Raw genomic sequence first — 26,431 nt, 5'->3', positions numbered from 1 at the left:
CTCCAGTGGAGCGGCCGCCCTTGTTCGTTCGTGCGGGCCTTAGGCCTTCTTGCCGAACTTCGCGTAGCGGTTCTTGAACTTCTCGACGCGACCGGCCGAGTCCATGATGCGCTGCTTCCCGGTGTAGAACGGGTGCGACGCGCTCGAGATTTCGACGTCGACGACCGGGTAGGTGTTGCCGTCTTCCCACTCGATGGTCTTTTCGCTGGTCACCGTCGAACGGGTGATGAACTTCTCACCCGAAGCGAGGTCGTTGAACACCACGTAGTGGTAGTCCGGGTGGATGTCTGCCTTCATCGCGTTTCCTTCTTCGACAAGTGGATTTGCAAGTATCAAGTACCCACACCAAATAGGGCGGGCAAGCCAAGCAGAAAGCTTAGCACGCGGCGAGCTGATTACGCGATGGCGCGCGCGGTGTATCGCCCGTTTTGGTGCTGAAGTTCGAGCGGCAGCCCGAACGTCACCTCGAGATTGGCTGAGGTGAGCGTGTCGCCGATTGGCCCGGCCGAGATAATGCGGCCGTCGCGCATGAGCAGCGCGTGCGTTACCCCGGCGGGGATCTCTTCGACGTGGTGCGTCACCATGATGATCGCCGGGGCGAAGTCACTCTGCGCGTACTCCGAGAGCGAGGCGAGCAGCCGCTCGCGCGAGCCGAGGTCGAGTGCCGCGCTCGGTTCATCGAGCAGCAGCAGCTCGGGGTCGCTCATGACGGCGCGGGCGATGAGCGTGCGCTTGCGCTCGCCGTCCGAAAGCGTGCCGAACTCGCGGTCGCCAAAGTCTTCGAGCTGCCACTGGGCAAGCACCTCGTCGGCCTGCGACACGTCGATGTCGTCGTACTGCTCGTTCCAGCGCCCAGTGACTGCGTACACGGCGGTCATGACCGCGTTGCGCACCGTTTCGTTGTCGGGGATGCGCTTCGCCATGTCGCTGCCAGCGATACCGATGCGGGGGCGGAGTTCGAACACGTCCGTGCGGCCGAGCTGCTCCCCCAACACCTCAACGGTGCCCGACGACGGGTGCAGGTGCGCCGAAGCGAGTCCGAGGAGCGTCGACTTGCCGGCACCGTTCGGGCCGAGGATGACCCAGCGATCGGTTTCGGCGACTCGCCACTCGGCGATGTCGAGGATGTTGCGGCCTCCGCGGCGCACGCGGACGTTCTCGAATTTCACGACGTCGGTCATGAAATCCAGCGTATCCGCTTAGGCATCGAGGATGCTGCGGTACAGCGCGAGTGTCTGGCTACCGATTTGTGACCACGTGAACTCGCGCTCGACCCGCTCGCGACCGGCCCGGCCGTACTGCGCCGCAAGTTCTGGGTTCGAAAGCAGCTCTCGTAGGGCTGCGGCGAGGTCGGCGATGTAGCGCTCGGGGTCGGTCGGCGTGCCGGTGCCGTCCTGCGCCTGATCGATCGGCACGATGGTTCCCGTCACGCCATCTTGTACGACCTCAGGAATCCCGCCCGTGCCCGAACCGACCACCGCGGTGCCGCAGGCCATCGCCTCGAGGTTGACGATGCCGAGTGGCTCATAAATCGAGGGGCACACGAACACATCGGCGGCGGTGAGCAGCGCCTGTATCTTGGGTCGCGGCAGGTGCTCGGAGATCCAATGCACGCCCTCGCGTTGGGTCTGGAGTTCTTCGACGAGCTCGCGCACCTCGCGCTCGATCTCGGGTGTGTCCGGGGCACCCGCACAGAGCACCACCTGAATGTCGGCGGGCAGCTCGCGCACGGCGCGCAGCAGATACGGCAGGCCCTTTTGTCGGGTGATGCGTCCCACGAAGATGAGCGTCGGCTGGTCGGGATCAACGCCGAGCTCCCGGACCGTCGCCGCGTCGTGAAGTGGCTGCCAGTCGTTCGTGTCGATGCCGTTGTAGATCGTCACGACCTTCTCGGGGTCGAGCTGCGGGTAGCTCCGGAGAATGTCCGCACGCATCCCGTTCGATACCGCGATGATTCGGTCGGCGTTGGTGTATGCGTCGCGCTCCATCCAGCTCGAAAGCCGATAGCCGCCACCGAGTTGTTCGGCCTTCCACGGGCGAAGCGGTTCGAGCGAGTGTGCCGAGATGACGTGTGGCATCCCGTGCACGAGCTTCGCGATGTTGCCCGCCTGGTTCGCGTACCAGGTGTGTGAGTGCACGATATCTGCACCCTCGGCATCATTCGCGATGCGCAGATCGCCGGCGAGAAACCCGAGCGCGGCGTTCGCGTCGGCGAGGTCGGTCGGCACCTCGTAGCCGGTCGTTCCGGGCTCTTCGATCGGCTGCCCGAAGCAGCGCACCCGCACGTCTGCCTCCGTGCGCATGGCGCGCACGAGCTCAGTTACGTGCACCCCCGCTCCGCCATAGACATGCGGTGGGTATTCCCGGGTGATGACGTCGACTCGCATGGTTACACATTAGATAGCAAACGGCACAACTTCATTAATGTCTTCGTCCTAGAGTGAACCTCATGGCAAAGGGGCAGAAGAAAATATTCGGAATTGTGCTTGCCGGCGGCGAGGGTAAGCGGCTCATGCCACTTACCGCCGACCGAGCGAAGCCGGCTGTGCCGTTCGCGGGGCAGTATCGATTGATCGACTTCGCGATCTCGAATCTCGTGAACTCGGGGCTCAACCAGATCGTCGTGCTCACGCAGTACAAGTCGCACTCGCTCGACCGGCACATGTCACAGACATGGCGACTCCCCGCGATCCTCGGTTCCTACGTCTCGAGTGTGCCCGCGCAGCAGCGTCGCGGTAAGCACTGGTTCTCGGGCTCGGCGGACGCCATTTACCAGTCGCTCAACCTTATTCAAGACGAGAAGCCCGATATCGTCGTCGTCGTCGGTGCCGACCACGTGTATCGCATGGACTTCTCGCAGATGATCGAGCAGCACATCGAGTCGGGCCTCGGCGCAACCGTCGCCGCGATTCGCCAGCCCATCGAAATGTCGACCTCGTTCGGCGTCATCGACGTCGAACCCGACAACCCTTCGCATATCCGGGAATTCCTCGAGAAGCCCGAGACGACGAACGGCCTGCCCGACAGCCCGCACGAGATTCTCGCGTCGATGGGTAACTACGTCTTCGATGCCGACAAGCTCGTCGAAGCCGTCATTGCCGATGCGCAGCTCGATGATTCGAAGCATGACATGGGCGGCGACATCATCCCCGCCTTCGTCGCGCAGCAGGACTGCGGCGTCTACGACTTCATTGATAACGATGTGCCCGGGTCGACGCCCCGCGACCGTGACTACTGGCGCGATGTCGGCACGATCGATTCGTTCTACGAGGCACACATGGACCTCATTCAGACGCTGCCGATCTTCAATCTCTACAACGAGAAGTGGCCGATCATTTCGCAGACGCTGAACTCGCCGCCGGCCAAGTTCGTGCGCGACTCGCGTGGGTCGACCGGCACCATGATCGATTCGATCATCTCGCTCGGGTCGGTCATCTCGGGCGCCCATGTTGAGCGTTCCGTGCTCGGCCCGTGGACAAAGGTGCAGTCTGGCGCCCTCATCGTCGACTCGGTGACGTTCGAGCGCGTCGAGGTCGAGCCGGGCGCGCAGGTGCGCTCCTGCATCCTCGATAAGAACGTCATCGTCCGCGCCGGCGCGACGATCGGCATCGACCGCGAGGCCGACCTCGCCCGCGGCTTCACGGTCACGGAGTCGGGCCTCACGGTGGTGCCGAAGAACGGTATCGTCGAGCGGTGAGCATTTCCGACCTCGAACTGACCCCTGTCCACGGCAGCGGACGAGTCACTGCGGGCGCCCGATTCCTCGTGGTGTTCGATGTCGACTCGACCCTCATCGAAGACGAGGTGATCGAGCTCATCGCCGAGTTCGCCGACGTGCGCGACGAGGTGGCCGAGGTCACCGAACGCGCGATGCGCGGCGAGCTCGACTTCGATGGCAGCCTGCGCGAGCGCGTCGCGCTGCTGCGCGGCATCTCGCTCGACCAGATCGCCCGCGTCGGCGAGCGTATTCGAGTCACCCGAGGCGTGCCAGAGACCATCGCTGCGATTCACGCCGCGGGCGGACGAGTCGGCGCCGTATCGGGCGGCTTCCACGAGGTGCTCGACCCGCTCGCGGAAACACTCGGCCTCGACCTCTGGCGCGCGAACCGCTTCGAGGTCACTGCCGACGGCGAGCTCACGGGCGACGTTTCCGGCACGATCATCGGGCGCGACGTGAAGCGCCACACGGTACGCAGCTGGGCACAGTCACTCGACGTCCCGGCCGAGCGAGTCATCACCGTTGGCGACGGCGCGAACGACCTCGGGATGATGTCGATCGCCGGCCTCTCGGTGGCCTTCGACGCGAAACCGATCGTGCGCCAGGAGGCGGCAATCTCGCTGCCGAGCCGCGACATGACGCAGCTGCTCGCCGCGCTCGGCTTGCGCGGCTGAGCGAGCGCGGCACCGCCGTGGGCTAGTGCCCCATGCCGAGGCCGCCGTCGACGGGAATCACCGCGCCCGAGATGTAGCCGGCTTCGTCACCGGCGAGCCACCGGACTGTCTGCGCAACCTCGCGCACCGCGCCGAACCGGCCGGCGGGGATGCTCGCAAGGTACTGCTGCTGCGTGGCCTCGGGAAGCACCGCGGTCATCTCGGTTTCGATGAAGCCCGGGGCAACGACGTTTGCGGTGATCCCGCGGCTGCCGAGCTCGCGGGTGAGCGAACGAGCAATACCAACGAGGCCCGCCTTCGAAGCGGCATAGTTGAGCTGCCCGGGCGAACCGTAGAGCCCCACTACCGACGAGATGAGCACGACGCGGCCCCATTTGGCGCGCAAGAGCCCCTTCGTCGCCCGCTTGATCACGCGGAACGCGCCGGTCAGGTTCGTGTCGATTACGTCGGCGAAGTCGTCCTCCGACATGCGCAGCAGCAGGGTGTCCTTCGTCACGCCGGCGTTTGCGACCAGCACCTCGACTGGGCCGTACTCGGCCTCGACCTGGGTGAACGCCGCGTCAACCGACGCAGCATCGGTGACATCGGCGGCGACCGTGAGCGCCCCCTCGGGGCCGCCCTCACCCGAGCGCGACGTCACGGCAACACGGTGCCCCGCCGCGAGGAACTCCTCCGCGATGGCCCGGCCGATGCCGCGATTGCCGCCGGTGACGAGAACGGTGCGCTGGGTGGTCATGCTGCTCCTCGAGGGTGTCGATTGCTCGGCTTGGCCCGCGAAACGCAGGCGCAATATCTCGCCCAGTCTAGGCGGGCCCGGGAGTACGCTTGAAGCATTCAACCGCGAGACGAATCCTGGAACTCATGAACGGCAAGGTCACCAACGTCACTTCGATGACGCAGAGCGCCGAGGAGGAGCGCCGGGCCCGCCTTCGGCAGTACATGCTCACCATGGCGATTCGCACCGCATGTTTCCTGCTCATGATCGTCGTTCGTGGTCCGTTCCTCTGGGTGCTCGCCCTTGGTGCGATCTTCCTGCCGATGATCGCCGTCATGCTCGCGAATCACGTTCGCTCCCGCCGCCAGCGAGGGGTAGAATCGCCCGATGCGGGCGCGATTGTCGTGTACCGCGAACCGATCACCGCAGACAGGTGGCGGGATGCGACCGAAAACGATACGGCAAAGGGGGCGGAATGAGCAGCGGCGAGTTCGACCTGCGCAGTCGGTTGCGCGGTTTCCTCGTCACCGACGACGCGAGCCCGCAGTGTTCGCGTGCCCAGTGCAGCTCCCCCGCCGAACACCGCATCGAGTGGCGGAATCCGCGCATCCACGACGCCGATCGCGTGAAGATCTGGCTCGCCTGCGGCGAGCACTACGAGTTCCTCCTCGGCTTTCTTGAATCGCGACGGTTCCCCTTGCGCATCGCGCGCATCGGCGACCCGGTGAACGAGGAACCGATCGAGTGACCGAAACGGACACTCGCGCATCCTCACCCACAACGCGCCAGGGCTGGAGATTCCTCCTCAGCCGCCGTTGGGTGAGCTATTTCGCCCTGCTCATCGTCTTCGCGATCGCCTGCGGGTTCCTCTCGCACTGGCAGTTCGAGCGTCGACTCGAGCGAGTCGACGAGAACGAGCTCGTCGCCGCCCACTTCGATGCGACCCCGCAGCCGCTCGCTGACGTGCTCCCCGAACTCGACTCGTACGATCACAACCAAGAGTGGGTTCCGGTGGAGATGACCGGCCACTACCTCGTCGAGGAACAGCTGCTCGTGCGCGCCCGGCCGTTCAACGGGCAGCCAGGGTTCGAGATTCTCACGCCGTTCGAGACCGACTCGGGTGAGGTGTTCATCGTCGACCGCGGCTGGATTCCCACCGGTGCGGAGCAGGACTCCCCCGACCACGTGCCCGCCGCACCCACGGGCGAGATCACGGTAACCGCGCGTCTCAAGCCAGGCGAGCGCGAGATTCCGGGGCGCTCCGCACCCGACGGGCAGATCGCGACGATTCACCTGCCAACCTTCGCGACCGAGCTCGGCACCGACCGCACGTACACGGGCGCCTACGGGCTGCTTCGCTCCGAATCGGTCGCGGCCGAGACAGGCGAGCTCACGCCGAAACCGGAGCTCACCGAGGGCAACCACCTGAGCTACGCCGTGCAGTGGATCGTCTTCGCGATCATCGCCGCCGTCGGGCTCGTTTACGGCCTGCGCGAGGAGTTCAAGGAGCGCAACGAAGACGATCCTCGCGTGCTCCGCGCGGCCGCCCGCGCCGAGGAGCGCAACCGAAACCGCAAGCGTCGCACCGACGCGGAGATTGAAGACGACCTCCTCGACAGCGGAAGCTAGCGGCGCGGCCGAGCGCTAATCCATCTCGATGAGGTCGAAGTACTCGGGGTTCCAGTGGTCTTCAATGGCCTCGGGCATGATCAGCACCCGCTCCGGGTTGAGCGCCCCGACGGCACCCTCGTCGTGCGAAATGAGCACGACCGAGCCCTCGTAGTGCGCGAGCGCGTCGAGAATCTGCTCGCGCGAGGCCGGGTCGAGGTTGTTCGTCGGTTCGTCGAGCAAGAGCACGTTCGCCGATGACACGACGAGCATGGCGAGGGCGAGTCGGGTCTTCTCGCCGCCCGAGAGCACACCGGCGGGCTTGTGCACGTCGTCACCCGAGAATAGGAACGAGCCGAGCACCTTGCGCGCCTCGGTCTCGGTGAGGTGCTGCGAGACCGACACCATGTTCTGCAGCACCGAGCGGTCGACGTCGAGGGTCTCGTGCTCCTGTGCGTAATAGCCGACGCGGAGCCCGTGGCCCGCGATGATCTCCCCCGTGTCAGGCTGGTCGACGCCCGCGAGGATGCGCAAGAGCGTCGTCTTGCCCGCACCATTGAGACCGAGCACGACGACGCGCGAGCCCCGGTCGATCGCGAGGTCGACCCCCGTGAAGATTTCAAGCGAGCCGTACGACTTCGACAGGTGCTCGGCCTTGATCGGAGTCTTGCCGACCGGCGCCGGGGTCGGGAAACGCAGCTTCGCCACCCGGTCGGACTGCCGCACCTCGTCGAGTGACCCAAGCATCCGCTCGGCACGCCGCTGCATCTGGTGCGCGGCCGCCGCCTTCGTCGCCTTCGCACCGAAGCGTGCGGCCTGCTGCTGCAGCGCCGACGCCTTCTTCTCGATGTTCGCGCGTTCCTTCTTGCGGCGCTCCTCGTCGGCTTCACGCTGGCGCAGGTACTGCTTCCAGCCCATGTTGTAGATGTCGATCACCTGACGGTTCGCGTCGAGGTAGAACACGCGATTGACCGTCTCGCCCACGAGCTCGACGTCGTGCGAGATGACGATGAGCCCGCCGCGGTAGGTCTTGAGAAACTCTCGCAGCCACACGACCGAGTCCATATCGAGGTGGTTCGTCGGCTCGTCGAGAATCATCGTCTCGGCATCCGAAAACAGGATGCGCGCGAGTTCGATGCGGCGGCGCTGCCCACCAGAGAGCGTGTCGAGCTGCTGGTCGAGGATGCGGTCGGGCAGGTTGAGGTTCGACGCGATCGCCGCAGCCTCGCTCTCGGCCGCGTAGCCACCGAGGGTGACGAACTCGTCGTCGAGCCGCGAGTAGCGACGCATCGCCCGGTCGCGGTCAGCGTCATTCGCTGCCTCCGCCATCGCCGTCGCCGCGTCGGCGAGCCGCGTGCGCACGGAACCGAGCCCACGGGCGTCGAGGATGCGATTCCGCGCGGTCTGCGTCGGGTCGCCCGACCGCGGGTCCTGGGGTAGGTAGCCGATCTCACCCGACTTCTCGACCTTGCCCCCGCTCGGGAGCGTCCAACCCGCAAGCACCTTCGTGAGCGTCGTCTTCCCCGCACCGTTGCGCCCGACGAGCCCGATCTTGTCGCCGGCCTGAACCCGGAAGCTCACCTCGCTCATGAGGGTGCGCGAGCCGACGGTGATCTCGAGATCTTGAACGGCAAGCACTACTTGGGATCCTCATTTCGATCGGGAAGGGGTTGTTCGGAAACCTGCGCGGGCGCAATTGGGAGTTCGATTGTTCCCGTGTGCAGGTCCTCCAGCGGCAGATTGACCTCGACCACTTTACGCGCACCGAGGGTGATTCCGACGCTCGCGATCACCACGAGCGCAATTGCGCCGAGTCGCCACGGGCTCCCAGCCTGCTCGAGCACGAGCCAGCCCAAGAGCGTCGCGATCGCGGGCTCGACGCTCATCAGCACCCCGAACACGCGTTTCGGCACGCGCTTGAGCGCGAGGAACTCGAAGGTGTACGGGATGATCGCGGCGAGCACGCCCACGACCAGGGCGAGCCCGATGAGGCGCCAGTCGGCGAAGACCGCGCCGAGCCCCGAGACGCCGAGCGGGAACGCGAGCAGCGTCGCGACGAAGAACGCGATCGTGAGGCCGCCCTGCCCCTCGATGACTTCGCCCACCTTCGCCGCCGCGAGGATGTAGAGCGCCCAGAACACGCCCGCCACGAGCGCGTAGACGATGCCGATCGGGTCCAGGTGGTCGGCCTTGAGCGCCGCCTCGACGCCCATCACGCCGATGCCGAGCGCCGCGATCCCGATGAAGAGAAAGTCTCGCGGGCGACGTGACAACACCGCTGAGAGTACGAGGGGCCCGAAGAACTCCAGAGACACGGCAACACCGATCGGGAGCCGCTCGATCGAGAGATAGAACGTGGTGTTCATGCCGAACACGACGACTCCGAGCGCGATCGCCGGCCGCAGCTGTGACCATGACCACCGCCACGCCTTTGGGCGCACGATGAGTCCGAGCGCGACCGCGGCGAGTGCTGCACGGCACAGGTTGACCGTGAGCGCGCCGACCTCTGTCATGAGTAGCCCGGCGAACGCGCTGCCGAACTGTACCGAGACGGTCGAGATCAGCAGCAACGCCAGACCGAATCGCACGACTACTCCCCCAGACCGCGCAACAGCGCCGAATACCCTCGCTCGAATGCCGTCGCGCCCGCGTCGACTGGATGCGCGTGAACCGGCACCCCAGATGCTACCGCCTGCGCGCGCTGCTGCTCGTGCATCACCTCGCCGAGCACGTAGTGAAGCGAGGTCGTCGCTGCCGCGGCGGCAACCCCTCGCTCAAGCCCCGCATCCTCGAACGCGACGACGAAGCGCTCGTGTGCCGCCGCTGCCCCGAGCCCGAGCGCAATCGAGGACATGACGATTTCCGCACCATCCTGATGCGCGAGCAGCACCTCGCGGAGCCCCGTCGCGATCTCGCTCGGGGTTGCCTCAGAGCCAGAGGGCTCGGCCGCCTCGATGATCTCGTCGGCAATCGCGGCGAGCAGAGTCTGCTTATCGGCGAAGTGCCAGTAGAGCGCGCTCGGTTGCACGTCGAGCTCGCGGGCGAGCGCCCGCATGCTGAACGCGGGCAGTCCCCCGCGCGCGAGCATCCCCATCGCCGCACGCACGACGTCGTCGCCTCCGTAGCGGCCCTTCGCCGCATGCGCGGGCGACGTCGTGTTGCGAGATTGTGCGTTGGGTGCTGCGGGCATCCCACCCATCGTATAACCTGAACACCGTTCAGGAGTACCGATCGAAGGATAACCATGACCCAGGCCGTCGCCGCACCCCGCGCCACAACCGCCGACCTCGCCCGCATCGCGGTCTTTGCCGCGCTCATTGCCGTGCTCGGCCTCCCCGGCACGATCATGATCGGCGGCGCCGTCCCAATTACGGCACAGACCCTCGGCGTCATGCTCGCGGGCGCCGTGCTCGGTGCCTGGCGTGGTGCTGCCTCGGTGCTGACGCTGCTCGCACTCGTCGCCCTCGGCCTGCCCCTGCTCGCGGGCGGGCGCGGCGGCCTCGGTGTCTTCGCTGGCCCCTCGGTCGGGTACCTCATCGGCTGGGTGTTCGGAGCATTCCTCGTGGGCCTGATCGTGCGTGCCGGCGCCGCGACCCCGCGCTGGTGGCGGGTCGCACTCGGCGCAACGCTCGGCGGCATCGTCGCGATCTACGCGGTCGGGATTCCTCTGCAGTCGCTCATCACCGGGCTTGGGCTGTGGGAGACCCTCCTGACGAGCCTCGCGTTCCTGCCTGGCGATTTCATCAAGGTCGCACTCGCCACCGCCGCGACCATGGCGCTCTGGCGGGCGTATCCTCGCGCATTCGCCTGGCCCGAGCGCGCGGAGCGATGACCGCGGCGAACATCGAGCTGCGCGGCGTCTCGGTGACGCGCGAGGGCCGGCCCGCGCTCCGCAACGTGCACTTCGCCCTCGACGCCCGACGAATCGCGATCATTGGCGAGAACGGCTCGGGCAAGTCAACCCTCGCGCGGCTGCTCAACGGCCTCGTCACTGCGACGCGCGGCGAGGTCCGCGTGCACGGGCTCGACCCGGCAATGCAGGGGCCCGAGGTGCGCCGCAGGGTCGGCTTCGTGTTTCCCAACCCCGCAGCGCAGATCATCATGCCGACCGTGCGCGAAGACCTCGCCTTCTCGTTTCGCGGGAGAGATTTGCCGCGAAACGAGGTGCGAATGCGGGTCGACGCTGCGCTCACCCGCTCGGGGCTCCAACAGCTCGCGGATGCGCCCGCCCACTCGCTCTCGAGTGGTCAGCAGCAGCTGCTCGCGGTGACCGCGGTGCTCTCGACCGAACCGGCGCTCGTGGTTGCCGACGAGCCCACGGCACTTCTCGACCTGCGCAACCGTGAGACGATCGCGCAAACGCTGCTCGACGCCGACGCGGCGCATCAGCTCGTGATCGTCACCCACGACCTCGAGCTCGCCGAGCGCTGTGACGTCGCGGTGCTCGTCCGCGACGGTGGTATCGAAGCGGTCGATGCCCCAGCGGAGGTTGTCGCCCGGTACCGAGCGAGCGTCGCGTGATCTCCCTGTACCGACCGGGTTCGAGCCCGATCCACCGCGCACCCGCGTGGTGCAAGCTTCTCGCGCTCGTAGTGGCAACCCTCGTGCTGTCGCTCGTCGGCGACACGTGGCAGCTCCTCGTTGGCGCCGGCGCGGTCACACTCGCGCTGCTGTTTGTCGCGGGGCTCTCCCCAGCCGACGTCGCGGCTCAGCTCTGGCAGTTGCGGTGGCTCCTTGTGATCATGCTCGTTCCGCAGCTCATCTTCCTGCCGTGGCAGATTGCCGTGCTCAACACCGGGCGCGTACTCATCGTCGTGCTCCTTGCGGCCCTGCTCACGCTCACGACGCCGATGTCGCGGCTCATGGACCTGCTCGAGCGGATGCTCGCACCGCTTCGCCCGCTCGGCGGGCGTCCCGACCGGGTCGCGCTCGTCCTCTCCCTCACGATCGCGACGGTCCCGGTCATCGCCGCGCTCGCTGGCAGCCTCCGCGAGGCACTCATCGCGCGCGGCCGCCGCGGCGCATCACCGCGCATCCTCATGCCCCTGCTGGTACTCACGCTGCAGCACGGTGATCAACTCGCCGATGCAATGCGGGCCCGCGGGCTCGACTGAGCAACCGCGCCACCCCTGCTGGGACGCACGACGAAGCCCGGGCACACAATTTGTGCCCGGGCTTCGGTGCGTCTGACGCGGTGCTAAATGTTGAACCCGAGGGCCCGCATCATCTCGCGACCGTCGTCGGTGATCTTCTCGGGGCCCCACGGCGGCATCCAGACCCAGTTGATCTTGAAGCGTTCGACGTGGCCGTCGAGGGCCTTCGCCGTCTCATCTTCAATCACGTCAGTCAGCGGGCAGCCCGCCGACGTGAGGGTCATCGAGATGACGAGCGCGTCGAGCTCGTCCTCCCAGTCGAGTCCGTAGATGAGGCCGAGGTCGACGATGTTGACGCCGAGCTCGGGGTCAACCACCGACTTCAGCGCCTCTTCGAGTTCGTCGTAGCGAACCGGTTCGAGTGAAACGAGTGCCATGTTGGCCTTCCTTGCTTGCCTTAGGCCTTTGCAGCCTGAAGGTAGCTGTCGTAGCCCTCGTTCTCAAGCTTCTCGGCGAGTTCGGCGCCGCCCTCGTCGGCCACACGGCCGTCGACGAAGACGTGCACGAAGTCCGGCTTGATGTAGCGGAGGATGCGGGTGTAGTGCGTGATGAGGAGCACGCCGAGGCCGGTCTCGCCCTTCACACGGTTGACGCCCTCGGACACGATGCGCAGCGCGTCGACGTCGAGGCCCGAGTCGGTCTCGTCGAGCACGGCGAACTTCGGCTTGAGCAGCTCGAGCTGGAGGATCTCGGCGCGCTTCTTCTCACCGCCCGAGAAGCCCTCGTTCACGTTGCGCTCGAGGAACTCGTTGCCCATGCGGAGGTTTTCCATCGAGCCACGCACCTCCTTGAGCCAGCCGCGGAGTGCCGGCGCCTCGCCGTCGATCGCAGTCTTCGCGGTGCGGAGGAAGTTCGAGAGCGTCACACCCGGAATCTCGACCGGGTACTGCATCGCGAGGAACAGTCCGGCCTTCGCGCGCTCGTCGACCGACATCTCGAGGACTTCCTCGCCGTCAAGCTTGACGGAGCCCTCGGTGACCTCGTAGGCCGGGTGACCAGCGATCGACGACGCGAGCGTCGACTTGCCCGAACCGTTCGGGCCCATGATGGCGTGAATCTCGTCAGAGTTCAGCGTGAGGTCGACGCCCTTCAGGATTTCCTTGGGGCCCTGGTCGGTTTCGACCTGCACGTGCAGGTTCGTGATTTCAAGAACGGACATGACTAGTTGTTCTCCCTATAGATCGGGGTCGGGTCAATGAAGATTTCGTCGTCTTCGACCTTGATGGCGAAGACCGGAACGGGTTCGAAGGCGGGAAGCGATTTCGGCCACCCGGTGCGGAGCGAAAACTGCGAGCCGTGGGCCCAGCACTCGAGGGTGCCGTCTTCGACGAAGCCCTCCGAAAGCGAGATGTCGCCGTGGGTGCAGCGATCGCCGATTGCGAAGAGCTCGCCCGCCGAGTCGCGCACCAGCGCGATGGCCTGGTCGCCGAGTTCGACGCGCATCGGGGAATCCACCTGCACTTCGTCGACCCCGCAGACGCGCTCGAAACTCATACGGCGCTCGCCGCCATCATGGCTTCCGTGCTCGCCTCCAGTTCCCGCTCGAGGGTTTCGCGCATGCGGTCCTGCACCTCGGGCACGCTGATCGACTGCACGATCTCGTTGAGGAATCCGTGCACGACTAGTCGCCGGGCCGTGAGTTCGTCGATGCCCCGGGCCATGAGGTAGAACAGCTGTTCCTCTTCGAAGCGGCCCGTCGCCGACGCGTGACCCGCACCCTCGATATTGCCGGTCTCAATCTCGAGGTTCGGGATCGAGTCGGCGCGGGCACCGTTCGAGAGCACGAGGTTGCGGTTCTGCTCGTAGCTGTTCGTGCCGACCGCAGTCGGACGAATCAGCACGTCGCCGATCCAGACCGAACGCGCGCCCTCGCCCTGCAGGGCACCCTTGTAGTTCACATCGCTCGTCGTGCGCTCGCCCGCGTGGTCGATGTAGACCTGGTGCTCAAAGTGCTGGCCCGCGTCAGAGAAGTACAGCCCCTTCGCGATGCCCTCAGAACCGGAGCCGTTGAGGTGAATCGTCGGGTTGACCCGCACGACCTTGCCGCCGAAGGTCACGATCGTGTGCTTCAGCGTCGCGTCCTTGCCCAGGCTCGCCTGGTGGGCGCCGGTGTGGACCGTGTCGTCGTTCCACTCGTGAATCGCGATGACGTCGAGGTTCGCACCGTCTTCGACGAGGATCTCGACGTTCTCGCTCAGCGTCGCCGACCCCGTGTGCTCCACGAGGATCGTCGCCGTCGAGTTGGCCTCGGCCTGCAGCACGAGGTGCACGAGTGCGCGGCCCTCGGCCGTGCCCCCGCTCACTCGAACGACCACGGGAGCGTCAAGCTCGGTACCGGCGGGGATCACCACGTGGGTCGCGGAGGCGTGCTTCGAGGCGATCGCCTCGGCGAGCCCCTCGGGCACGAAGCCGGTGCCGCGCGGCGCCTCGCCCGGCGCGAGCGTGCCAGCACGGAACCCCTCCGGCCCGGTCACCTCGACGGTGACCGATTCGTCACCGGGCTCGTCGACGAAGAGCGGCGAAAGCTTTGCGACCGGCGTGAACTTCCAGTCGACCTCGCGGCCAGTCGGCTTCGTGAAGTCGCTCGGTTCGAACGACGTCGGGCGCTCCGAACGGGTCTGGACGGGGACGAACTTTCCGGCGCTCTCGGGCAGGCGCGGAGTTTCGGTAATCGTCATAGGTCTAACCGACCGATCCTTCCATGTTCATTTCGATGAGCTTGTTCAGCTCGAGCGCGTATTCCATCGGCAGCTCGCGCGCGATCGGTTCGATGAACCCGCGCACGATCATGGCCATTGCCTCGGTCTCCTCGAGGCCGCGGCTCATGAGGTAAAACAGCTGCTCCTCAGACACCTTCGTGACGGTCGCTTCGTGACCGAGCTGCACGTCGTCGACGCGAATGTCGATCGCCGGATACGTGTCCGACCGCGAGATCTCGTCGACGAGGAGGGCATCACACACCACCGAGTTCGCCGAATTGTGCGCGTTCTCGGCGATGCGCACCTCGCCGCGATAGCCCGCACGACCGCCACCGCGGGCGATCGACTTTGAGACGATCGACGACTGGGTGTGCGGCGCCATGTGGATCATCTTCGCGCCCGCGTCCTGGTGCTGTCCGGGGCCCGCAAACGCGACCGAGAGCGTTTCGCCCTTCGCACGTTCGCCAGTGAGGTAGATCGACGGGTACTTCATCGTCACCTTCGAGCCGATGTTGCCGTCAATCCACTCCATCGTCGCGCCCTCTTCGGCGATGGCGCGCTTCGTCACGAGGTTGTAGACGTTGTTCGACCAGTTCTGGATCGTCGTGTATCGAACACGGGCATCCTTCTTCGCGATGATCTCGACGACGGCCGAGTGCAGCGAGTCGGTCTTGTAGATCGGCGCCGTGCAGCCCTCGATGTAGTGCACGTAGCTGCCCTCATCGGCGATGATCAGCGTGCGCTCGAACTGGCCCATGTTCTCGGTGTTGATGCGGAAGTAGGCCTGCAGCGGAATCTCGACGTGCACGCCCTTCGGCACGTACACGAACGAGCCGCCCGACCACACCGCGGTGTTCAGCGCGGCGAACTTATTGTCGCCCGCAGGAATCACCGTGCCGTAGTACTCCTCGAAGAACTCGGGGTGCTCGCGCAGCGCGGTGTCGGTGTCCATGAAGATGACACCCTGGCGCTCGAGCTCCTCGTTGATCTGGTGGTAGACGACCTCGGACTCGTACTGCGCGGCGACGCCCGCGACGAGACGCTGGCGCTCAGCCTCGGGAATGCCGAGTCGCTCGTAGGTGTTGCGGATATCTTCCGGCAGGTCCTCCCACGACTGGGCCTGCGCCTCGGATGCGCGAACAAAGTACTTGATGTTGTCGAAATCAATGTCGCTGAGGTCGGCGCCCCAGGTCGGCATCGGCTTGCGCCCAAACATCTGCAGGCCCTTGAGGCGACGCTCGAGCATCCATTTGGGCTCGTTCTTGATGCGCGAGATGTCACGCACAACGTCCTCGCTCAGGCCACGTTTGGCCGCCGATCCCGCAACATCCGGGTCATGCCAGCCGAACTCATACTGACCCAGGTCATTGAGCTCGGGGCGGTCGATGAGCAGATCAGACATCCCTACCTCTTTCATATCGTCCACGGTTCGAAGCTCGCGCGGCGGATGCGCACACCCGCATAGAATGAAACGCGTTCATGCGCTGATTCCTTCCCCGTCAGTCTCTTGGGAAGCGCGCTCGCGCGAAACGAACACCACCCCTAAGTCTAAGCCACTGTCCAGACAACTCGGGGTAAAGCACACAGACTGAGAGGTACGTCGTTGAAACGGCTCGCATTCATGATGCCGCAATCGGTCACCGGCTGGACCCGCGCGCTCGCGTGGGCAAACCTGGTGGTCAACATTCTCATTGTCGGCACGGGCGGCCTCGTACGTCTCACGGGCTCCGGACTCGGTTGCCCGACGTGGCCCTTGTGCACGACCGAGTCGCTCGTCCCAACGAAGGAGATGGGGATCCACGGACTCATTGAGTTTGGGAACCGCACCCTCACGGGCGTGCTCGTCGTCGTCGCGCTGCTCACGTTCCTCGCGGTCTTCAACGCACCGAAGGAGTACGGCCTGCGGCGGCCCGCGTTCCTCGTCGGCATCCTCATCATCGTGCAGGCCGCGGTTGGCGGCGTCACGGTACTCTTCCACCTCGACCCGCGCATCGTCGGCGTACACTTCCTCATCTCCGTTGCCCTCGTCGGTGTCGCGGCGATGCTCCTCCAGCGAGTGCGTCTTGCCGAGCCCCTCCCGATCGACTCGACACCGAAGGCTCCGCGCGCCGTGTGGGTCGCGCTCATGATCGTCGCCGTGCTCACCTGGATCACCGAGATCGTCGGAGTGCTCACGACCGGCGCCGGTCCGCACGCGGGTGACTCGATCGCGGCCCGGAACGGGCTCAACGCCGAGGTGATGCAACACGTGCACTCGTGGCCCGCCTACGCGCTCGCGGCGGCTCTCGTCGTGCTGCTCGTGATCGTGGGACGCAGCGGTCCCACACACACGCGCCGCGGCGTCATCGCGCTCACCGTCATCGTCGTCGTGCAGATCGCCTTCGGTGTCTACCAGTCGCGCACCGGGCTGCCGGTTTGGTCGGTTGCCACCCACATGATTCTCGCGGTCGTCGCGGTCGCGCAGCTCACGCTCGTGATCGTGAACGCGCGCCGAGGCCGATAGCCCCGGTTTACACAACGCGGCCGCCCTCCCGTGCTTGGGAGGGCGGCCGCGTTTTCTCTGGCGCCAAGGCCTCGAGAAGTTACCCGATCGGCAGGAAGACGAGGGGGTCAACGCCGACCGCGATGAACACGATCGTGAGGTAGAGAATCGACAGGTGGAACACCCGCATCGGGTTCGAGGCGCCGGTTGCCCGCACGACGTTGGCGTAGAGCAGGTGCGCCTCGATGACGAACCAGGCGCCAGCGCCGAGCGCAGCGACGGTGTAGACCCAACCCATCGGCGCGAGGGGAATGAGTACCAAGCTGCCAATGACGGTCGCCCACGCGTAGATGACCGACTGCAGTGCGACGGAGCCCTCGCCCTCAGTTACCGACAACATGGGCACGTCGGCGCGGTCGTAGTCGTCGCGGTACTTCACCGACAGCGGCCAGTAGTGGGCGGGAGTCCAGAGGAAGATGATGAGGAAGAGTACGAGCGCTTCCCACGACAGGGAGTTGGTCACCGACGCCCAGCCGATGAGCACCGGCATACACCCGGCGACACCGCCCCACACGATGTTCTGATCGGTGCGGCGCTTCAGCAGCATCGTGTACAGCACGACGTAGAGCAGAATCGCCCCGACCGACAAGCCGGCCGTGAGCGGGTTCGCGACGAGCCACAGCACGGCCGTCGAGATCACGCCGAGCGCCCACGCGAACACGAGCGCCTCGCGGTCGGAGAGCTCGCCGGTCACGAGCGGGCGCTTTTCGGTGCGCTTCATCACACGATCAATGTCGCGGTCGAGGTAGCAGTTGAACGCGTTCGCGCTCCCCGCCGAGAGAGCGCCGCCAACGAGCACCCCGAGCATGAGCCAGACAGACGGGAACCCGCGAGCCGCGAGCAGCATCGTCGGCAGGGTCGTGATGAGCAGGAGCTCAATGATGCGCGGTTTCGTGAGGGCGACGTAGGCCTTCAACTTGCGTTTGACGCCGATCGACTCAGACGCGCCAACGCGCGTTGACGCGGATGTTACGGCGTTTGACGCGCCGGCCAATCGATCGATCGTCACAGAATACCTGCCCTTTACTCGCCTCTCCCTCCAAGTCTACCCGGAATCTACCGCGCGCCGAGAAGGCCCACTGGGCTCGCGCACACCCGTTCGGACTAGGCTGAATTGGTCGCCACAGGAGCGACTCGACCTCACCCTTTTGTAGGAGGACACCTGTGACCAACTTTACGTGGACCGACCTCGACCAGCGGGCCGCAGACACCGCCCGTCTCCTCGCCGCAGATGCTGTGGAGAACGCTGGAGGTGGCCATCCCGGCACGCCGATGAGTCTCGCACCGCTGGCCACGCTCCTCTATCAGCACGTCATGCGGCACGACCCCGCCGACGCAGACTGGCTCGGCCGCGATCGCTTCATCCTGTCGAACGGCCACGCCGGCCTCACGCAGTACACGCAGCTGTTCCTCGGCGGCTTCGGTGTCGAACTCGACGATTTCCGTCACCTTCGCCAGTGGGGCTCCCCGCTCGCGGGCCACCCCGAGTACGGCCATCTCAAGCACGTCGAGATGACGACCGGCCCGCTCGGCCAGGGGCTTGCCACCGCAGTCGGCTTCGCCTACGCCCAGCGGTACGAGCGCGGCCTGTTCGATCCCGAGGCCGAGGCCGGCACGAGCCCCTTCGACCACTTCACGTACGTCATCGCTGGCGATGGCGATCTGCAGGAAGGTGTGACGAGCGAGGCCTCCTCGCTCGCGGGCCACCAGCAGCTCGGTCGCCTCATCGTCATCTATGACGCGAACCAGATCTCGATCGAAGACGACACCGACATCGCCTTCACCGAAGACGTCGCCGAGCGCTACGAGTCGTACGGCTGGCAGGTGCTCGAGGTGAACTGGCTCGGTGCCGACGGCAAGGTGACCGAAGATGTGCCCGACCTCGCCGAGGCGATCTCGACCGCGCAGGGCGAGCTCGACCGACCGACCCTGATCATCCTGAAGAACCACATCGCCTTCCCGGCCCCGAGCGCGCAGAACACCGGTGCCTCGCACGGCTCGGCGCTCGGCGCCGACGAGATTCGTGCGACAAAGGAACTGCTCGGCTTCGACCCCGACGCGACGTTCCAGGTCGAAGATGATGTGCTCGCACACACCCGCGAGCTTGGCGACCGGATGCGCGAGGTTCGTGCGCAGTGGCAGCAGGACTTCGACGCCTGGGCCGAGCGTGAGCCCGAGCGCAAGGCGCTGCTCGACCGACTCCTCGCGGGTGAGCTCCCCGAGGGCATCGAGGATGCGCTTCCCGACTTCGCCGACGCCGCGAAGATGTCGACCCGCAAGGCGTCGGGCAAGACGATCAACGCCCTCGCACCGCTCCTCCCCGAGCTGTGGGGCGGCTCGGCCGACCTCGCCGGCTCAAACAACACGACGATCGAAAAGACCGACTCGTTCGCGCCCGCCGAGCACTCGACGAGCACCTGGACTGCGCAGCCGTACGGCCGGGTTCTCCACTTCGGCATTCGCGAGCACGCAATGGCGGCGATTCTGAACGGCATCGTGCTCCACGGGCCGACGCGCGCCTTCGGCGGCACGTTCCTCATGTTCAGCGACTACATGCGGCCGGCCGTGCGCCTCGCGGCGCTCATGGACATCCCGTCGATCTACGTGTGGACCCACGACTCGATCGCGCTTGGCGGCGACGGACCGACGCACCAGCCCGTCGAGTCGCTCACGTCGCTGCGAGCGATCCCGAACCTGACGGTCGTTCGCCCGAGCGACGCCGCCGAGACGGCGCAGGCCTGGCTCGCGACGCTGTCGCACCGAGGCGGCCCCGTCGGACTCGTGCTCTCGCGTCAAGACCTGCCCGCACTCGAGCGTGGCGATGGTGCGGCGTCGGGCGATGTCCTCGCGTCGGCCGCGAACGTGACGAAGGGCGGCTACGTGCTCGCCGAAGCGCGTTCCGGCGCGCCCGAGGTAATCCTGATTGCCACCGGCTCCGAGGTACAGCTCGCCCTTGCGGCCCGCGACGTACTCGAGTCTGAGGGCACGGCGACCCGTGTCGTCGCGATGCCGTCACAGGAGTGGTTCACGGCGCAGCCTGACGACTACCGCGAGTCGGTGCTTCCGGCTGCAGTGACGGCGCGCGTCAGCGTCGAAGCCGGCCTCGCGCTCACCTGGGCGCCGTTCCTGGGCACCCGCGGTCGCTCGGTTTCGGTCGAAATCTTCGGCGCCTCCGCCGACGGCGACGAGATGCTCCGCCGCTACGGCATCACCACTGAGGCAGTTGTCGAGGCGGCCCGTGCCTCGCTCTCGGCCGAGTAGCCGGCCAACTGCGCGTACACAAACTTTTGAAGGGATTTCCCATGTCGAACACAAATACGCAACAGCTTTCCGACGAGGGCGTCAGCATCTGGCTCGACGACCTCTCCCGCGAGCGGCTCGACTCGGGCTCGCTCCAGGGCCTCATCGACGACCGCAACGTCGTCGGCGTCACCACGAACCCATCGATCTTCGCCGCCGCGCTGAAGAACGGCGCCGCCTATGAGCCACAGGTGCGCGAGCTGGCCGCCGGCTCGGCGACGACCGACGAGGCGATCACCGTCATCACGACGACCGACGTGCGCAGCGCCTGCGACCTGTTCGCGCCGCTCGCCGACGCCACGAACGGCGAAGACGGCCGTGTCTCGATCGAGGTCTCGCCGCTGCTCGCGAACGACACCGACGGAACGATCGCCGAAGCGAAGCAGCTCTGGGAGCTCGTCGACCGCCGCAACGTCATGATCAAGATTCCCGCGACCAAGGAGGGCCTGCCCGCAATCACGGAGGCCATCGCGAGCGGCATCTCGGTGAACGTGACGCTCATCTTCTCGCTGCCCCGCTACCGCGAGGTCATCAACGCGTACCTCACCGGCCTCGAGCAGGCCCGCGAGCGTGGCCACGACCTTTCGGGCATCCGCTCGGTCGCCTCGTTCTTCGTGAGCCGCGTCGACGTCGAAATCGACAAGCGCCTCGATGCCCTCGGCACCGATGAAGCAACCGCCCTCAAGGGCAAGGCCGGCGTCGCGAACGCGCGACTCGCCTACCAGGTGTTCGAGGAATCGTTCGCCTCGGAGCGTGCCAAGCTGCTGCTGTCTGAGGGCGCCCACCTGCAGCGCCCGCTCTGGGCGTCGACCGGCGTCAAGGATCCCTCGCTGCCCGACACCCTCTATGTCACCGAGCTCGTCGCTCCGCAGACCGTGAACACGATGCCCGAGGGCACCCTGAACGCGGTCGCCGACCACGGCGAGATCACCGGCAACACCGTCACCGACGGCTACCACGACGCGAACATCCTGCTCGATGAGCTCGATGCCCTCGGCGTCTCGTACACCGAGGTCGTCGAGCTGCTCGAGGTCGAGGGCGTCGACAAGTTCAAGGTCGCCTGGTCGGAACTCCAGCAGACCGTCACCGACCAGCTCGCGCAGCACAAGTAACCCGACGCAAAGGAGCGCACCATGTCGATCAAGGTTTCCACCTCCGGCGCCGCCACCGAGGCAGTGCAACGCCATCTCGATCGCCTCGTGAGCGAGAAGTTCGCGAGCCGATTGTTCGCGAAGGATCACACGCTCTGGGGTACCGCCGCCGAGGATGAGTCGTCGAAGCGGCTCGGCTGGGTCGAGGCCGCGCAGGTCTCGGCTCCCCTGGTCGACGAGGTCGCGCAGCTGCGCTCAGACCTCGCGGCGAAGGGCGTCGACCGCATCGTGCTGTGCGGCATGGGCGGCTCCTCGCTCGCGCCCGAGGTGATGACCCGCACCGCCGGCCTGCCGCTCGTCGTGCTCGACTCGACCGATCCCGGACAGGTCGCCGAGTCGGTGCAGACCGACCTCGAGCGAACCGCGGTCGTCGTCTCGTCGAAGTCGGGCTCGACGCTCGAAACCGACTCGCAGCGACGAAGCTTCGTCGCCGCGTTCACCGAGGCGGGCATCGACCCGACCGAGCGGATCTTCATCGTCACCGACCCGGGATCGCCGCTTGAGCAGGCCTCGAGGGCGGCAGGCTTCCGGGTATTCCTCGCCGACCCGAGTGTCGGCGGTCGTTTCTCGGCGATGACCGCGTTCGGCCTCGTGCCGGCCGGGCTCGCCGGGCTCGACCTCGGTGCGTTCCTCGCCCCGGTCGCGTCGGTCGTCGATGACCTCGAAGCCGACTCGCCGCAGAACCCAGGCCTCGTGCTTGGCGCCGCCCTCGCCGGCGGTGACCCGGTGAAGACCTATGTCGGCGTCGTCGAGCAGGGCACCGACATCGTTGGGTTCGGTGACTGGGCCGAGCAGCTCATCGCCGAATCGACGGGCAAGGAGGGCAAGGGCCTGCTCCCGGTCGTGCTCGGCCAGGACGCGCCCGAGGTCGGACTTCCCATTCCTGACCTTCAGGTCGTGCGACTCGTCGCGGATGCGGCGGCAGAACCGGCGCTCGGCGACGAGATCAACGTCTCGGGCTCGCTCCCCGAGCAGATGCTGCTGTGGGAGGTCGCCGTGGCGGTCGCGGGGCAGCTCCTCGGCATCAACCCGTACGACCAGCCCGACGTCGAGTCGGCCAAGGTCGCTGCGCGTGCGCTGCTCGACGAGACGCCGGCACCGACGGCGCCCGCGTTCACGGAGGGCGACATCGAGGTGCGCGGCAGCGACGCGGTCACCGCAAACCAGTCGACCGTGCTCGGCGCCATCGAGTCGCTGCTTGCTCAGCTTCCCGAGGGTGGCTACGTCGCGATTCAGGCCTACGCAAACCGCCTCGGGCTTGGCGAACTCACGCAGATCCGCGACGCCGTGGCGCACCGCGCCCGCCGCCCCGTGACCTTCGGCTGGGGTCCCCGCTTCCTCCACTCGACGGGGCAGTTCCACAAGGGCGGCCCCCGCGTCGGCGTGTTCCTGCAGATCACCACCGATTCGAAGGCCGAGATCGCAATTCCCGACCGCCCCTTCTCGTACGGCGGGCTCATCCACGCCCAGGCGGCCGGCGACGCCTCGGTGCTCGCCGACCACGGGATGCCCGTGCTCCAGCTCAACCTCACGGACGAGACCGGGGGCGTGCAGCAGCTCGTGCGACTCCTCGGAGAAATCTAGATCGTGCCCCTGTCCACCCCACCGAGCACCAATCCGCTTCGCCCGGCTGGCGAGCGGCGCCTCGATCGCATTTCGGGCCCGAGCAACCTCGTGTTCTTCGGTGTCACCGGTGACCTCAGCCGCAAGAAGCTGTTGCCGGCGGTCTATGACCTCGCGAATCGCGGTCTCCTGTCGCCGTCGTTCGGCATCGTCGGCTTCGGTCGACGCGAGTGGAGCGACGACGAGTTCCGGAACTTCGTGCGCGAGAGCGCCGAGGCCCACGCGCGCACCGAGTGGAACGAGGAGGTCTGGCTGCAGCTCTCGAAGGGCATCCGCTTCGTCTCGGGCGACTTCGACGACGACGCGGCGTTCACGCGACTGCGCGACACGCTCGCACGGCTCGACCTCGAGCGTGGCACTCGCGGTAACTACGCGTTCTACCTGTCGATTCCGCCGCGCTCGTTCGCCGAGGTGACCGGGCAGCTTCGCGCCTCCGGCCTCACCGAGGCGCCGAAGGGCTCGTGGCGTCGCGTCATTATCGAGAAGCCGTTCGGCCACGACCTCGAGTCAGCACGGGAACTCAACGGCATCGTCGAGGGTGTGTTCCCGAGCGACTCGATTTTCCGCATCGACCACTACCTCGGCAAAGAGACCGTGCAGAACATGCTCGCGCTTCGCTTCGCGAACACGATGTTCGAGCCACTCTGGAACGCGAACTGGGTCGACCACGTGCAGATCACGATGGCAGAGGACATCGGCGTCGCGGGACGAGCCGGGTACTACGACGGCGTGGGCGCGGCCCGCGACGTCATCCAGAACCACCTGCTGCAGCTCCTCGCGCTCACCGCAATGGAGGAGCCACTGAGCTTCGCCGCGGAACACCTCCGTGCCGAGAAAGAGAAGGTGCTCTCGGCCGTGCACCTCGGCGACGACCTCGCCGCCACGACGGCCCGCGGGCAGTATTCGGCGGGCTGGCAGGGCGGCGTGTACGTGCCGGGATTCCTCGAAGAGGAGGGGATGAACCCCGAATCGACGACAGAGACCTTCGCGGCGATGCGCCTCGAGATCCATACTCGGCGGTGGCTCGGGGTGCCGTTCTATCTCCGCACCGGCAAGCGCCTCGGGCGACGGGTGACCGAGATCGCCGTCACCTTCAAGCAGGCGCCCGACTACCTCTTCTCCCCCGCCGACCGGGTCTCCCTCGGCCCGAACGCACTCGTCATTCGGGTCCAGCCCGACGAGGGCGTCACGATGCGGTTCGGATCGAAGGTTCCGGGGCCCGGCCTGCGCGTGCGCGACGTGACCATGGACATGGGCTACGGCCATGCCTTCACGGAGTCGAGCCCCGAAGCGTACGAGCGACTCATTCTCGACGTGCTCCTCGGCGACCCGCCGCTGTTCCCGCGGCAGGAAGAGGTTGAGCTGTCCTGGAAGATCCTCGACCCGGTCGAGGAGTACTGGTCGACCCTGCCTGCACCGGAGCCGTACGCGCCGGGTTCGTGGGGTCCAGCATCCGCGGTCGAACTTCTCGCTCGCGACGGCAGAACCTGGAGGCGCCCGTGATCCGCACACTCGACGATACGAACTCGTCAGAAATCGCCCGCCAGCTTGTCCAGCTGCGCGAGGAGGGTGGCGCGATCGCGCTCGGTCGCGTGCTCACGCTCGTCGTGGTGAACGCGCACGACGTGAACGAAGACGCCATTCGCGCGACGAACGAGGCATCGGGCGAACACCCCATGCGCGTCATCGTGGTGCACACGTATCCGGGCGGCGAGGGGTCTCGTCTCGACGCCGAGATTCGTGTGGGTTCGGATGCGGGCGCGAGCGACGTCGTCGTGCTCCACGCGAGCGGCGGCACCGCGGAGGACCCCGCCTCACTCGTGCAGCCGCTGCTGCTACCCGACGCTCCGGTCGTCACGTGGTGGCCAGACTGCAGTGAGACCGACCCCGCGCAGAACCCGCTCGGTGCGCTCGCGCAGCTTCGGATCGTCGACAGCTTCGACGTCGATCAGCCCTTCGCGACGCTGGCCGCGCTGTCGGACGGCTACGAGGACGGTGACACCAACCTCGCCTGGGCTCGCATCACCCGGTGGCGCGCCCAGCTCGCCTCGGTGCTCGACCAACCGCCGTACGATCCGATCACGCGCGCCGAGGTGACGTACCGGAATCTCACGACGAGCACACTGCTCATGGCCGGCTGGCTCGGGCACTACCTCGGTGTCGACGTGGCGCTCCGTCACTCCGATGACGACATCGCGGGGAACCTTCGCTCCGTGCGGCTGCACCGGGCAGACGGGGTTATCGAGCTCGAGCGCACGGCCGCCGACACCGCGATCCTCAGCCAGCCCGATCAGCCCGACCAGATCGTGCCCCTCACAATTCGCAACCGCTACTCGGTGCTCAGTGAGGAGCTCCGCTCCCTCGCGGTCGATCCCGTCTACGCGACCGTGCTGAACGAGGGCGTGCCCGAGATCGCCCGGGCGAACCCCGAGCTTACGGAGCGGGAACGATGACCGTCGCACTCGCCGATGCTGAGATCATCGCGCTGGAGTTGCCGGAGGCGCTTGCCGAGCGCCTCGCTTCTGATGCCGTCGCCGTGCTCGGTGAGCGCATCGACGCGGCTGGCGTCGCGCACCTCGGCGTCTCCGGTGGCTCGGTCGCCGATCGTGTCGTCCCGGCTATCGTGACCGCTGGCAATGCCGCGGGCCTCGACTGGTCGCGGCTCCACGTGTGGTTTGTCGATGAGCGCTTCGTTCCGCGCGGAGGCGCCGACCGGAACGCCACGCCCGTCGTCGCCGCCATGCGCGCCGCTGACGGCTTCGACGCGAGCCGACTCCACATTGCCGGCTCCGACGACCTTGGGCTCGAGATCGAGGCGGCGGCCGCCGACTACGAACAGCGCTTCGTACGCCACGCGTCACCGCAGGGCACTGACGGGGTGCCGAGCCTCGACCTCGCCCTCCTCGGCATGGGGCCCGACGGCCACACCGCGTCGCTGTTTCCCGGGCAGCTGCCCGCCGAGTCGAACGCACTCGTCGTCGCAGTCGAGGACTCCCCCAAGCCGCCGCCGCGCCGCCTCACGCTCACGTACCGCGCGCTCGACGCGGCACAGCGAGCCTGGCTGTTTGCGACCGGCGAGTCGAAGGCGCAGGCCCTCACGCTCGCTCGTTCAGGTACCGCGACGCCGCAGGAGTCGCCGCTCGGGCGTATCCGGGCGGTGCGCGAGGTGCGCGTGTACGCCGACTCGGCTGCGCTCGGTACGTCGAACTAGGCGGAAACGAGGACGCGGCTGCGGGGATGCCCCGCGG

The 26,431-nt window shown here is 66.7% G+C and carries 28 protein-coding genes; 15 read left to right on the top strand and 13 right to left on the bottom strand.

What is annotated here, in order from left to right:
- Window positions 1-39 precede the first annotated feature (39 nt).
- From G328_RS0101535 to glgA, 3 genes are all read right to left on the bottom strand, one after another.
- Window positions 40-297, bottom strand: a complete 258-nt coding sequence (locus G328_RS0101535) for a type B 50S ribosomal protein L31 (protein ID WP_019617582.1) — start codon at window positions 295-297, stop codon at window positions 40-42.
- A gap of 98 nt (window positions 298-395) precedes the next feature.
- Window positions 396-1,181: an ABC transporter ATP-binding protein gene (locus G328_RS0101530; protein WP_019617581.1), complete on the bottom strand. Its 786-nt coding sequence runs from the start codon at window positions 1,179-1,181 to the stop codon at window positions 396-398.
- Window positions 1,182-1,199: 18 nt separating this feature from the next.
- On the bottom strand, window positions 1,200-2,387 hold the full coding sequence (glgA, locus tag G328_RS0101525) for a glycogen synthase (protein WP_026339576.1): 1,188 nt from the start codon (window positions 2,385-2,387) through the stop codon (window positions 1,200-1,202).
- Window positions 2,388-2,449: 62 nt separating this feature from the next.
- Between glgA and glgC the strand changes: the two genes are divergently transcribed.
- Window positions 2,450-3,697, top strand: coding sequence for a glucose-1-phosphate adenylyltransferase (gene glgC / locus G328_RS0101520; RefSeq protein WP_026339575.1), 1,248 nt, complete (start codon window positions 2,450-2,452; stop codon window positions 3,695-3,697).
- Entirely contained in the window at window positions 3,694-4,392 is a 699-nt protein-coding gene (gene serB, locus G328_RS0101515) for a phosphoserine phosphatase SerB (RefSeq protein WP_187325716.1), read from the top strand. The genes glgC and serB overlap by 4 nt, the downstream gene beginning before the upstream one ends.
- Before the next feature lie 22 nt (window positions 4,393-4,414).
- Here serB and fabG read toward each other — a convergent pair whose 3' ends face one another.
- A complete protein-coding gene (fabG, locus tag G328_RS0101510; RefSeq protein WP_019617577.1) occupies window positions 4,415-5,128 on the bottom strand; it encodes a 3-oxoacyl-ACP reductase FabG in 714 nt (237 codons plus the stop codon).
- Between the two features lie 125 nt (window positions 5,129-5,253).
- Here fabG and G328_RS15590 point away from each other — a divergent pair, with 125 nt between their 5' ends.
- The 3 genes from G328_RS15590 to G328_RS0101495 are packed head-to-tail and all read left to right on the top strand — an operon-like array spanning window position 5,254 to window position 6,736.
- Complete coding sequence (locus G328_RS15590) at window positions 5,254-5,586, top strand: DUF3099 domain-containing protein (RefSeq protein WP_019617576.1); 333 nt, start codon at window positions 5,254-5,256, stop codon at window positions 5,584-5,586.
- Window positions 5,583-5,855, top strand: coding sequence for a hypothetical protein (locus G328_RS0101500; protein WP_019617575.1), 273 nt, complete (start codon window positions 5,583-5,585; stop codon window positions 5,853-5,855). Before G328_RS15590 ends, G328_RS0101500 begins: the two co-directional genes overlap by 4 nt.
- Entirely contained in the window at window positions 5,852-6,736 is an 885-nt protein-coding gene (locus G328_RS0101495) for an SURF1 family cytochrome oxidase biogenesis protein (RefSeq protein WP_051082786.1), read from the top strand. The genes G328_RS0101500 and G328_RS0101495 overlap by 4 nt, the downstream gene beginning before the upstream one ends.
- A gap of 15 nt (window positions 6,737-6,751) precedes the next feature.
- Here G328_RS0101495 and abc-f read toward each other — a convergent pair whose 3' ends face one another.
- The 3 genes from abc-f to G328_RS13680 are packed head-to-tail and all read right to left on the bottom strand — an operon-like array spanning window position 6,752 to window position 9,905.
- Window positions 6,752-8,353, bottom strand: coding sequence for a ribosomal protection-like ABC-F family protein (gene abc-f, locus G328_RS0101490; RefSeq protein WP_019617573.1), 1,602 nt, complete (start codon window positions 8,351-8,353; stop codon window positions 6,752-6,754).
- Window positions 8,353-9,303: an EamA family transporter gene (locus G328_RS13685; protein ID WP_051082784.1), complete on the bottom strand. Its 951-nt coding sequence runs from the start codon at window positions 9,301-9,303 to the stop codon at window positions 8,353-8,355. The genes abc-f and G328_RS13685 overlap by 1 nt, the downstream gene beginning before the upstream one ends.
- Before the next feature lie 2 nt (window positions 9,304-9,305).
- Window positions 9,306-9,905: a TetR family transcriptional regulator gene (locus tag G328_RS13680; protein ID WP_019617571.1), complete on the bottom strand. Its 600-nt coding sequence runs from the start codon at window positions 9,903-9,905 to the stop codon at window positions 9,306-9,308.
- Between the two features lie 54 nt (window positions 9,906-9,959).
- On the opposite strand from G328_RS13680, the gene G328_RS0101475 reads away from it, so the two are divergent.
- Genes G328_RS0101475 through G328_RS0101465 form a run of 3 tightly spaced genes read left to right on the top strand, consistent with a single transcriptional unit; the run spans window position 9,960 to window position 11,829 of the window.
- Entirely contained in the window at window positions 9,960-10,547 is a 588-nt protein-coding gene (locus G328_RS0101475) for a biotin transporter BioY (protein ID WP_019617570.1), read from the top strand.
- Window positions 10,544-11,236 carry an energy-coupling factor ABC transporter ATP-binding protein gene (locus G328_RS0101470; protein ID WP_019617569.1) on the top strand — a complete coding sequence of 231 codons (693 nt, stop codon included), beginning with the start codon at window positions 10,544-10,546 and terminating at the stop codon, window positions 11,234-11,236. The genes G328_RS0101475 and G328_RS0101470 overlap by 4 nt, the downstream gene beginning before the upstream one ends.
- Window positions 11,233-11,829: an energy-coupling factor transporter transmembrane component T family protein gene (locus tag G328_RS0101465; RefSeq protein ID WP_019617568.1), complete on the top strand. Its 597-nt coding sequence runs from the start codon at window positions 11,233-11,235 to the stop codon at window positions 11,827-11,829. Before G328_RS0101470 ends, G328_RS0101465 begins: the two co-directional genes overlap by 4 nt.
- An 83-nt stretch (window positions 11,830-11,912) precedes the next feature.
- On the opposite strand, the gene G328_RS0101460 is transcribed toward G328_RS0101465, so the two are convergent.
- From G328_RS0101460 to sufB, 5 genes are read right to left on the bottom strand one after another with little or no spacing between them, the layout of a single operon-like run.
- Window positions 11,913-12,245 (bottom strand): metal-sulfur cluster assembly factor, encoded by a 333-nt coding sequence (locus tag G328_RS0101460; RefSeq protein WP_019617567.1) that lies wholly within the window; start codon window positions 12,243-12,245, stop codon window positions 11,913-11,915.
- 20 nt (window positions 12,246-12,265) lie between these two features.
- Window positions 12,266-13,027 (bottom strand): Fe-S cluster assembly ATPase SufC, encoded by a 762-nt coding sequence (gene sufC, locus G328_RS0101455; protein ID WP_019617566.1) that lies wholly within the window; start codon window positions 13,025-13,027, stop codon window positions 12,266-12,268.
- A gap of 2 nt (window positions 13,028-13,029) precedes the next feature.
- On the bottom strand, window positions 13,030-13,362 hold the full coding sequence (locus G328_RS0101450) for a non-heme iron oxygenase ferredoxin subunit (RefSeq protein ID WP_019617565.1): 333 nt from the start codon (window positions 13,360-13,362) through the stop codon (window positions 13,030-13,032).
- Window positions 13,359-14,546, bottom strand: a complete 1,188-nt coding sequence (gene sufD / locus G328_RS0101445) for a Fe-S cluster assembly protein SufD (protein WP_019617564.1) — start codon at window positions 14,544-14,546, stop codon at window positions 13,359-13,361. The genes G328_RS0101450 and sufD overlap by 4 nt, the downstream gene beginning before the upstream one ends.
- Before the next feature lie 4 nt (window positions 14,547-14,550).
- Complete coding sequence (sufB, locus tag G328_RS0101440; RefSeq protein WP_019617563.1) at window positions 14,551-15,969, bottom strand: Fe-S cluster assembly protein SufB; 1,419 nt, start codon at window positions 15,967-15,969, stop codon at window positions 14,551-14,553.
- 219 nt (window positions 15,970-16,188) lie between these two features.
- Between sufB and G328_RS0101435 the strand changes: the two genes are divergently transcribed.
- Window positions 16,189-17,070 carry a COX15/CtaA family protein gene (locus tag G328_RS0101435; protein ID WP_019617562.1) on the top strand — a complete coding sequence of 294 codons (882 nt, stop codon included), beginning with the start codon at window positions 16,189-16,191 and terminating at the stop codon, window positions 17,068-17,070.
- Window positions 17,071-17,149: 79 nt separating this feature from the next.
- Here G328_RS0101435 and G328_RS0101430 read toward each other — a convergent pair whose 3' ends face one another.
- On the bottom strand, window positions 17,150-18,103 hold the full coding sequence (locus G328_RS0101430; protein WP_019617561.1) for a heme o synthase: 954 nt from the start codon (window positions 18,101-18,103) through the stop codon (window positions 17,150-17,152).
- Between the two features lie 170 nt (window positions 18,104-18,273).
- Between G328_RS0101430 and tkt the strand changes: the two genes are divergently transcribed.
- The 6 genes from tkt to pgl are packed head-to-tail and all read left to right on the top strand — an operon-like array spanning window position 18,274 to window position 26,394.
- Window positions 18,274-20,370, top strand: a complete 2,097-nt coding sequence (gene tkt, locus G328_RS0101425; RefSeq protein WP_019617560.1) for a transketolase — start codon at window positions 18,274-18,276, stop codon at window positions 20,368-20,370.
- A gap of 41 nt (window positions 20,371-20,411) precedes the next feature.
- Window positions 20,412-21,521 (top strand): transaldolase, encoded by a 1,110-nt coding sequence (gene tal / locus G328_RS0101420; RefSeq protein WP_019617559.1) that lies wholly within the window; start codon window positions 20,412-20,414, stop codon window positions 21,519-21,521.
- Window positions 21,522-21,542: 21 nt separating this feature from the next.
- Window positions 21,543-23,144 carry a hypothetical protein gene (locus G328_RS0101415; protein WP_019617558.1) on the top strand — a complete coding sequence of 534 codons (1,602 nt, stop codon included), beginning with the start codon at window positions 21,543-21,545 and terminating at the stop codon, window positions 23,142-23,144.
- 9 nt (window positions 23,145-23,153) lie between these two features.
- Complete coding sequence (zwf, locus tag G328_RS0101410; RefSeq protein WP_110463753.1) at window positions 23,154-24,686, top strand: glucose-6-phosphate dehydrogenase; 1,533 nt, start codon at window positions 23,154-23,156, stop codon at window positions 24,684-24,686.
- Window positions 24,683-25,636 carry a glucose-6-phosphate dehydrogenase assembly protein OpcA gene (locus G328_RS0101405; RefSeq protein WP_019617556.1) on the top strand — a complete coding sequence of 318 codons (954 nt, stop codon included), beginning with the start codon at window positions 24,683-24,685 and terminating at the stop codon, window positions 25,634-25,636. Before zwf ends, G328_RS0101405 begins: the two co-directional genes overlap by 4 nt.
- The gene (gene pgl / locus G328_RS13675; RefSeq protein WP_019617555.1) at window positions 25,633-26,394 is read left to right on the top strand and encodes a 6-phosphogluconolactonase; all 762 of its coding nucleotides are present in this window, start codon (window positions 25,633-25,635) and stop codon (window positions 26,392-26,394) included. Before G328_RS0101405 ends, pgl begins: the two co-directional genes overlap by 4 nt.
- The last annotated feature ends 37 nt before the right edge of the window (window positions 26,395-26,431 follow it).

This window comes from [Zimmermannella] faecalis ATCC 13722, assembly GCF_000381765.1.
Lineage (GTDB): Bacteria > Actinomycetota > Actinomycetes > Actinomycetales > Microbacteriaceae > Gulosibacter > Gulosibacter faecalis.
The sequence above is the reverse complement of the archived record's forward strand: the minus strand, read 5'-3'. Positions and strand labels throughout refer to the sequence as shown.

What these genes read in the sequence shown, in the direction of transcription:
- G328_RS0101535 (WP_019617582.1), bottom strand. Translation starts at nt 297, where the DNA reads ATGAAGGCAGACATCCACCCGGACTACCACTACGTGGTGTTCAACGAC.
- G328_RS0101530 (WP_019617581.1), bottom strand. Translation starts at nt 1,181, where the DNA reads ATGACCGACGTCGTGAAATTCGAGAACGTCCGCGTGCGCCGCGGAGGC.
- glgA (WP_026339576.1), bottom strand. Translation starts at nt 2,387, where the DNA reads ATGCGAGTCGACGTCATCACCCGGGAATACCCACCGCATGTCTATGGC.
- glgC (WP_026339575.1), top strand. Translation starts at nt 2,450, where the DNA reads ATGGCAAAGGGGCAGAAGAAAATATTCGGAATTGTGCTTGCCGGCGGC.
- fabG (WP_019617577.1), bottom strand. Translation starts at nt 5,128, where the DNA reads ATGACCACCCAGCGCACCGTTCTCGTCACCGGCGGCAATCGCGGCATC.
- G328_RS15590 (WP_019617576.1), top strand. Translation starts at nt 5,254, where the DNA reads ATGAACGGCAAGGTCACCAACGTCACTTCGATGACGCAGAGCGCCGAG.
- G328_RS0101500 (WP_019617575.1), top strand. Translation starts at nt 5,583, where the DNA reads ATGAGCAGCGGCGAGTTCGACCTGCGCAGTCGGTTGCGCGGTTTCCTC.
- G328_RS13680 (WP_019617571.1), bottom strand. Translation starts at nt 9,905, where the DNA reads ATGCCCGCAGCACCCAACGCACAATCTCGCAACACGACGTCGCCCGCG.
- G328_RS0101475 (WP_019617570.1), top strand. Translation starts at nt 9,960, where the DNA reads ATGACCCAGGCCGTCGCCGCACCCCGCGCCACAACCGCCGACCTCGCC.
- G328_RS0101470 (WP_019617569.1), top strand. Translation starts at nt 10,544, where the DNA reads ATGACCGCGGCGAACATCGAGCTGCGCGGCGTCTCGGTGACGCGCGAG.
- G328_RS0101460 (WP_019617567.1), bottom strand. Translation starts at nt 12,245, where the DNA reads ATGGCACTCGTTTCACTCGAACCGGTTCGCTACGACGAACTCGAAGAG.
- sufC (WP_019617566.1), bottom strand. Translation starts at nt 13,027, where the DNA reads ATGTCCGTTCTTGAAATCACGAACCTGCACGTGCAGGTCGAAACCGAC.
- G328_RS0101450 (WP_019617565.1), bottom strand. Translation starts at nt 13,362, where the DNA reads ATGAGTTTCGAGCGCGTCTGCGGGGTCGACGAAGTGCAGGTGGATTCC.
- sufD (WP_019617564.1), bottom strand. Translation starts at nt 14,546, where the DNA reads ATGACGATTACCGAAACTCCGCGCCTGCCCGAGAGCGCCGGAAAGTTC.
- sufB (WP_019617563.1), bottom strand. Translation starts at nt 15,969, where the DNA reads ATGTCTGATCTGCTCATCGACCGCCCCGAGCTCAATGACCTGGGTCAG.
- G328_RS0101435 (WP_019617562.1), top strand. Translation starts at nt 16,189, where the DNA reads ATGATGCCGCAATCGGTCACCGGCTGGACCCGCGCGCTCGCGTGGGCA.
- tal (WP_019617559.1), top strand. Translation starts at nt 20,412, where the DNA reads ATGTCGAACACAAATACGCAACAGCTTTCCGACGAGGGCGTCAGCATC.
- G328_RS0101415 (WP_019617558.1), top strand. Translation starts at nt 21,543, where the DNA reads ATGTCGATCAAGGTTTCCACCTCCGGCGCCGCCACCGAGGCAGTGCAA.
- pgl (WP_019617555.1), top strand. Translation starts at nt 25,633, where the DNA reads ATGACCGTCGCACTCGCCGATGCTGAGATCATCGCGCTGGAGTTGCCG.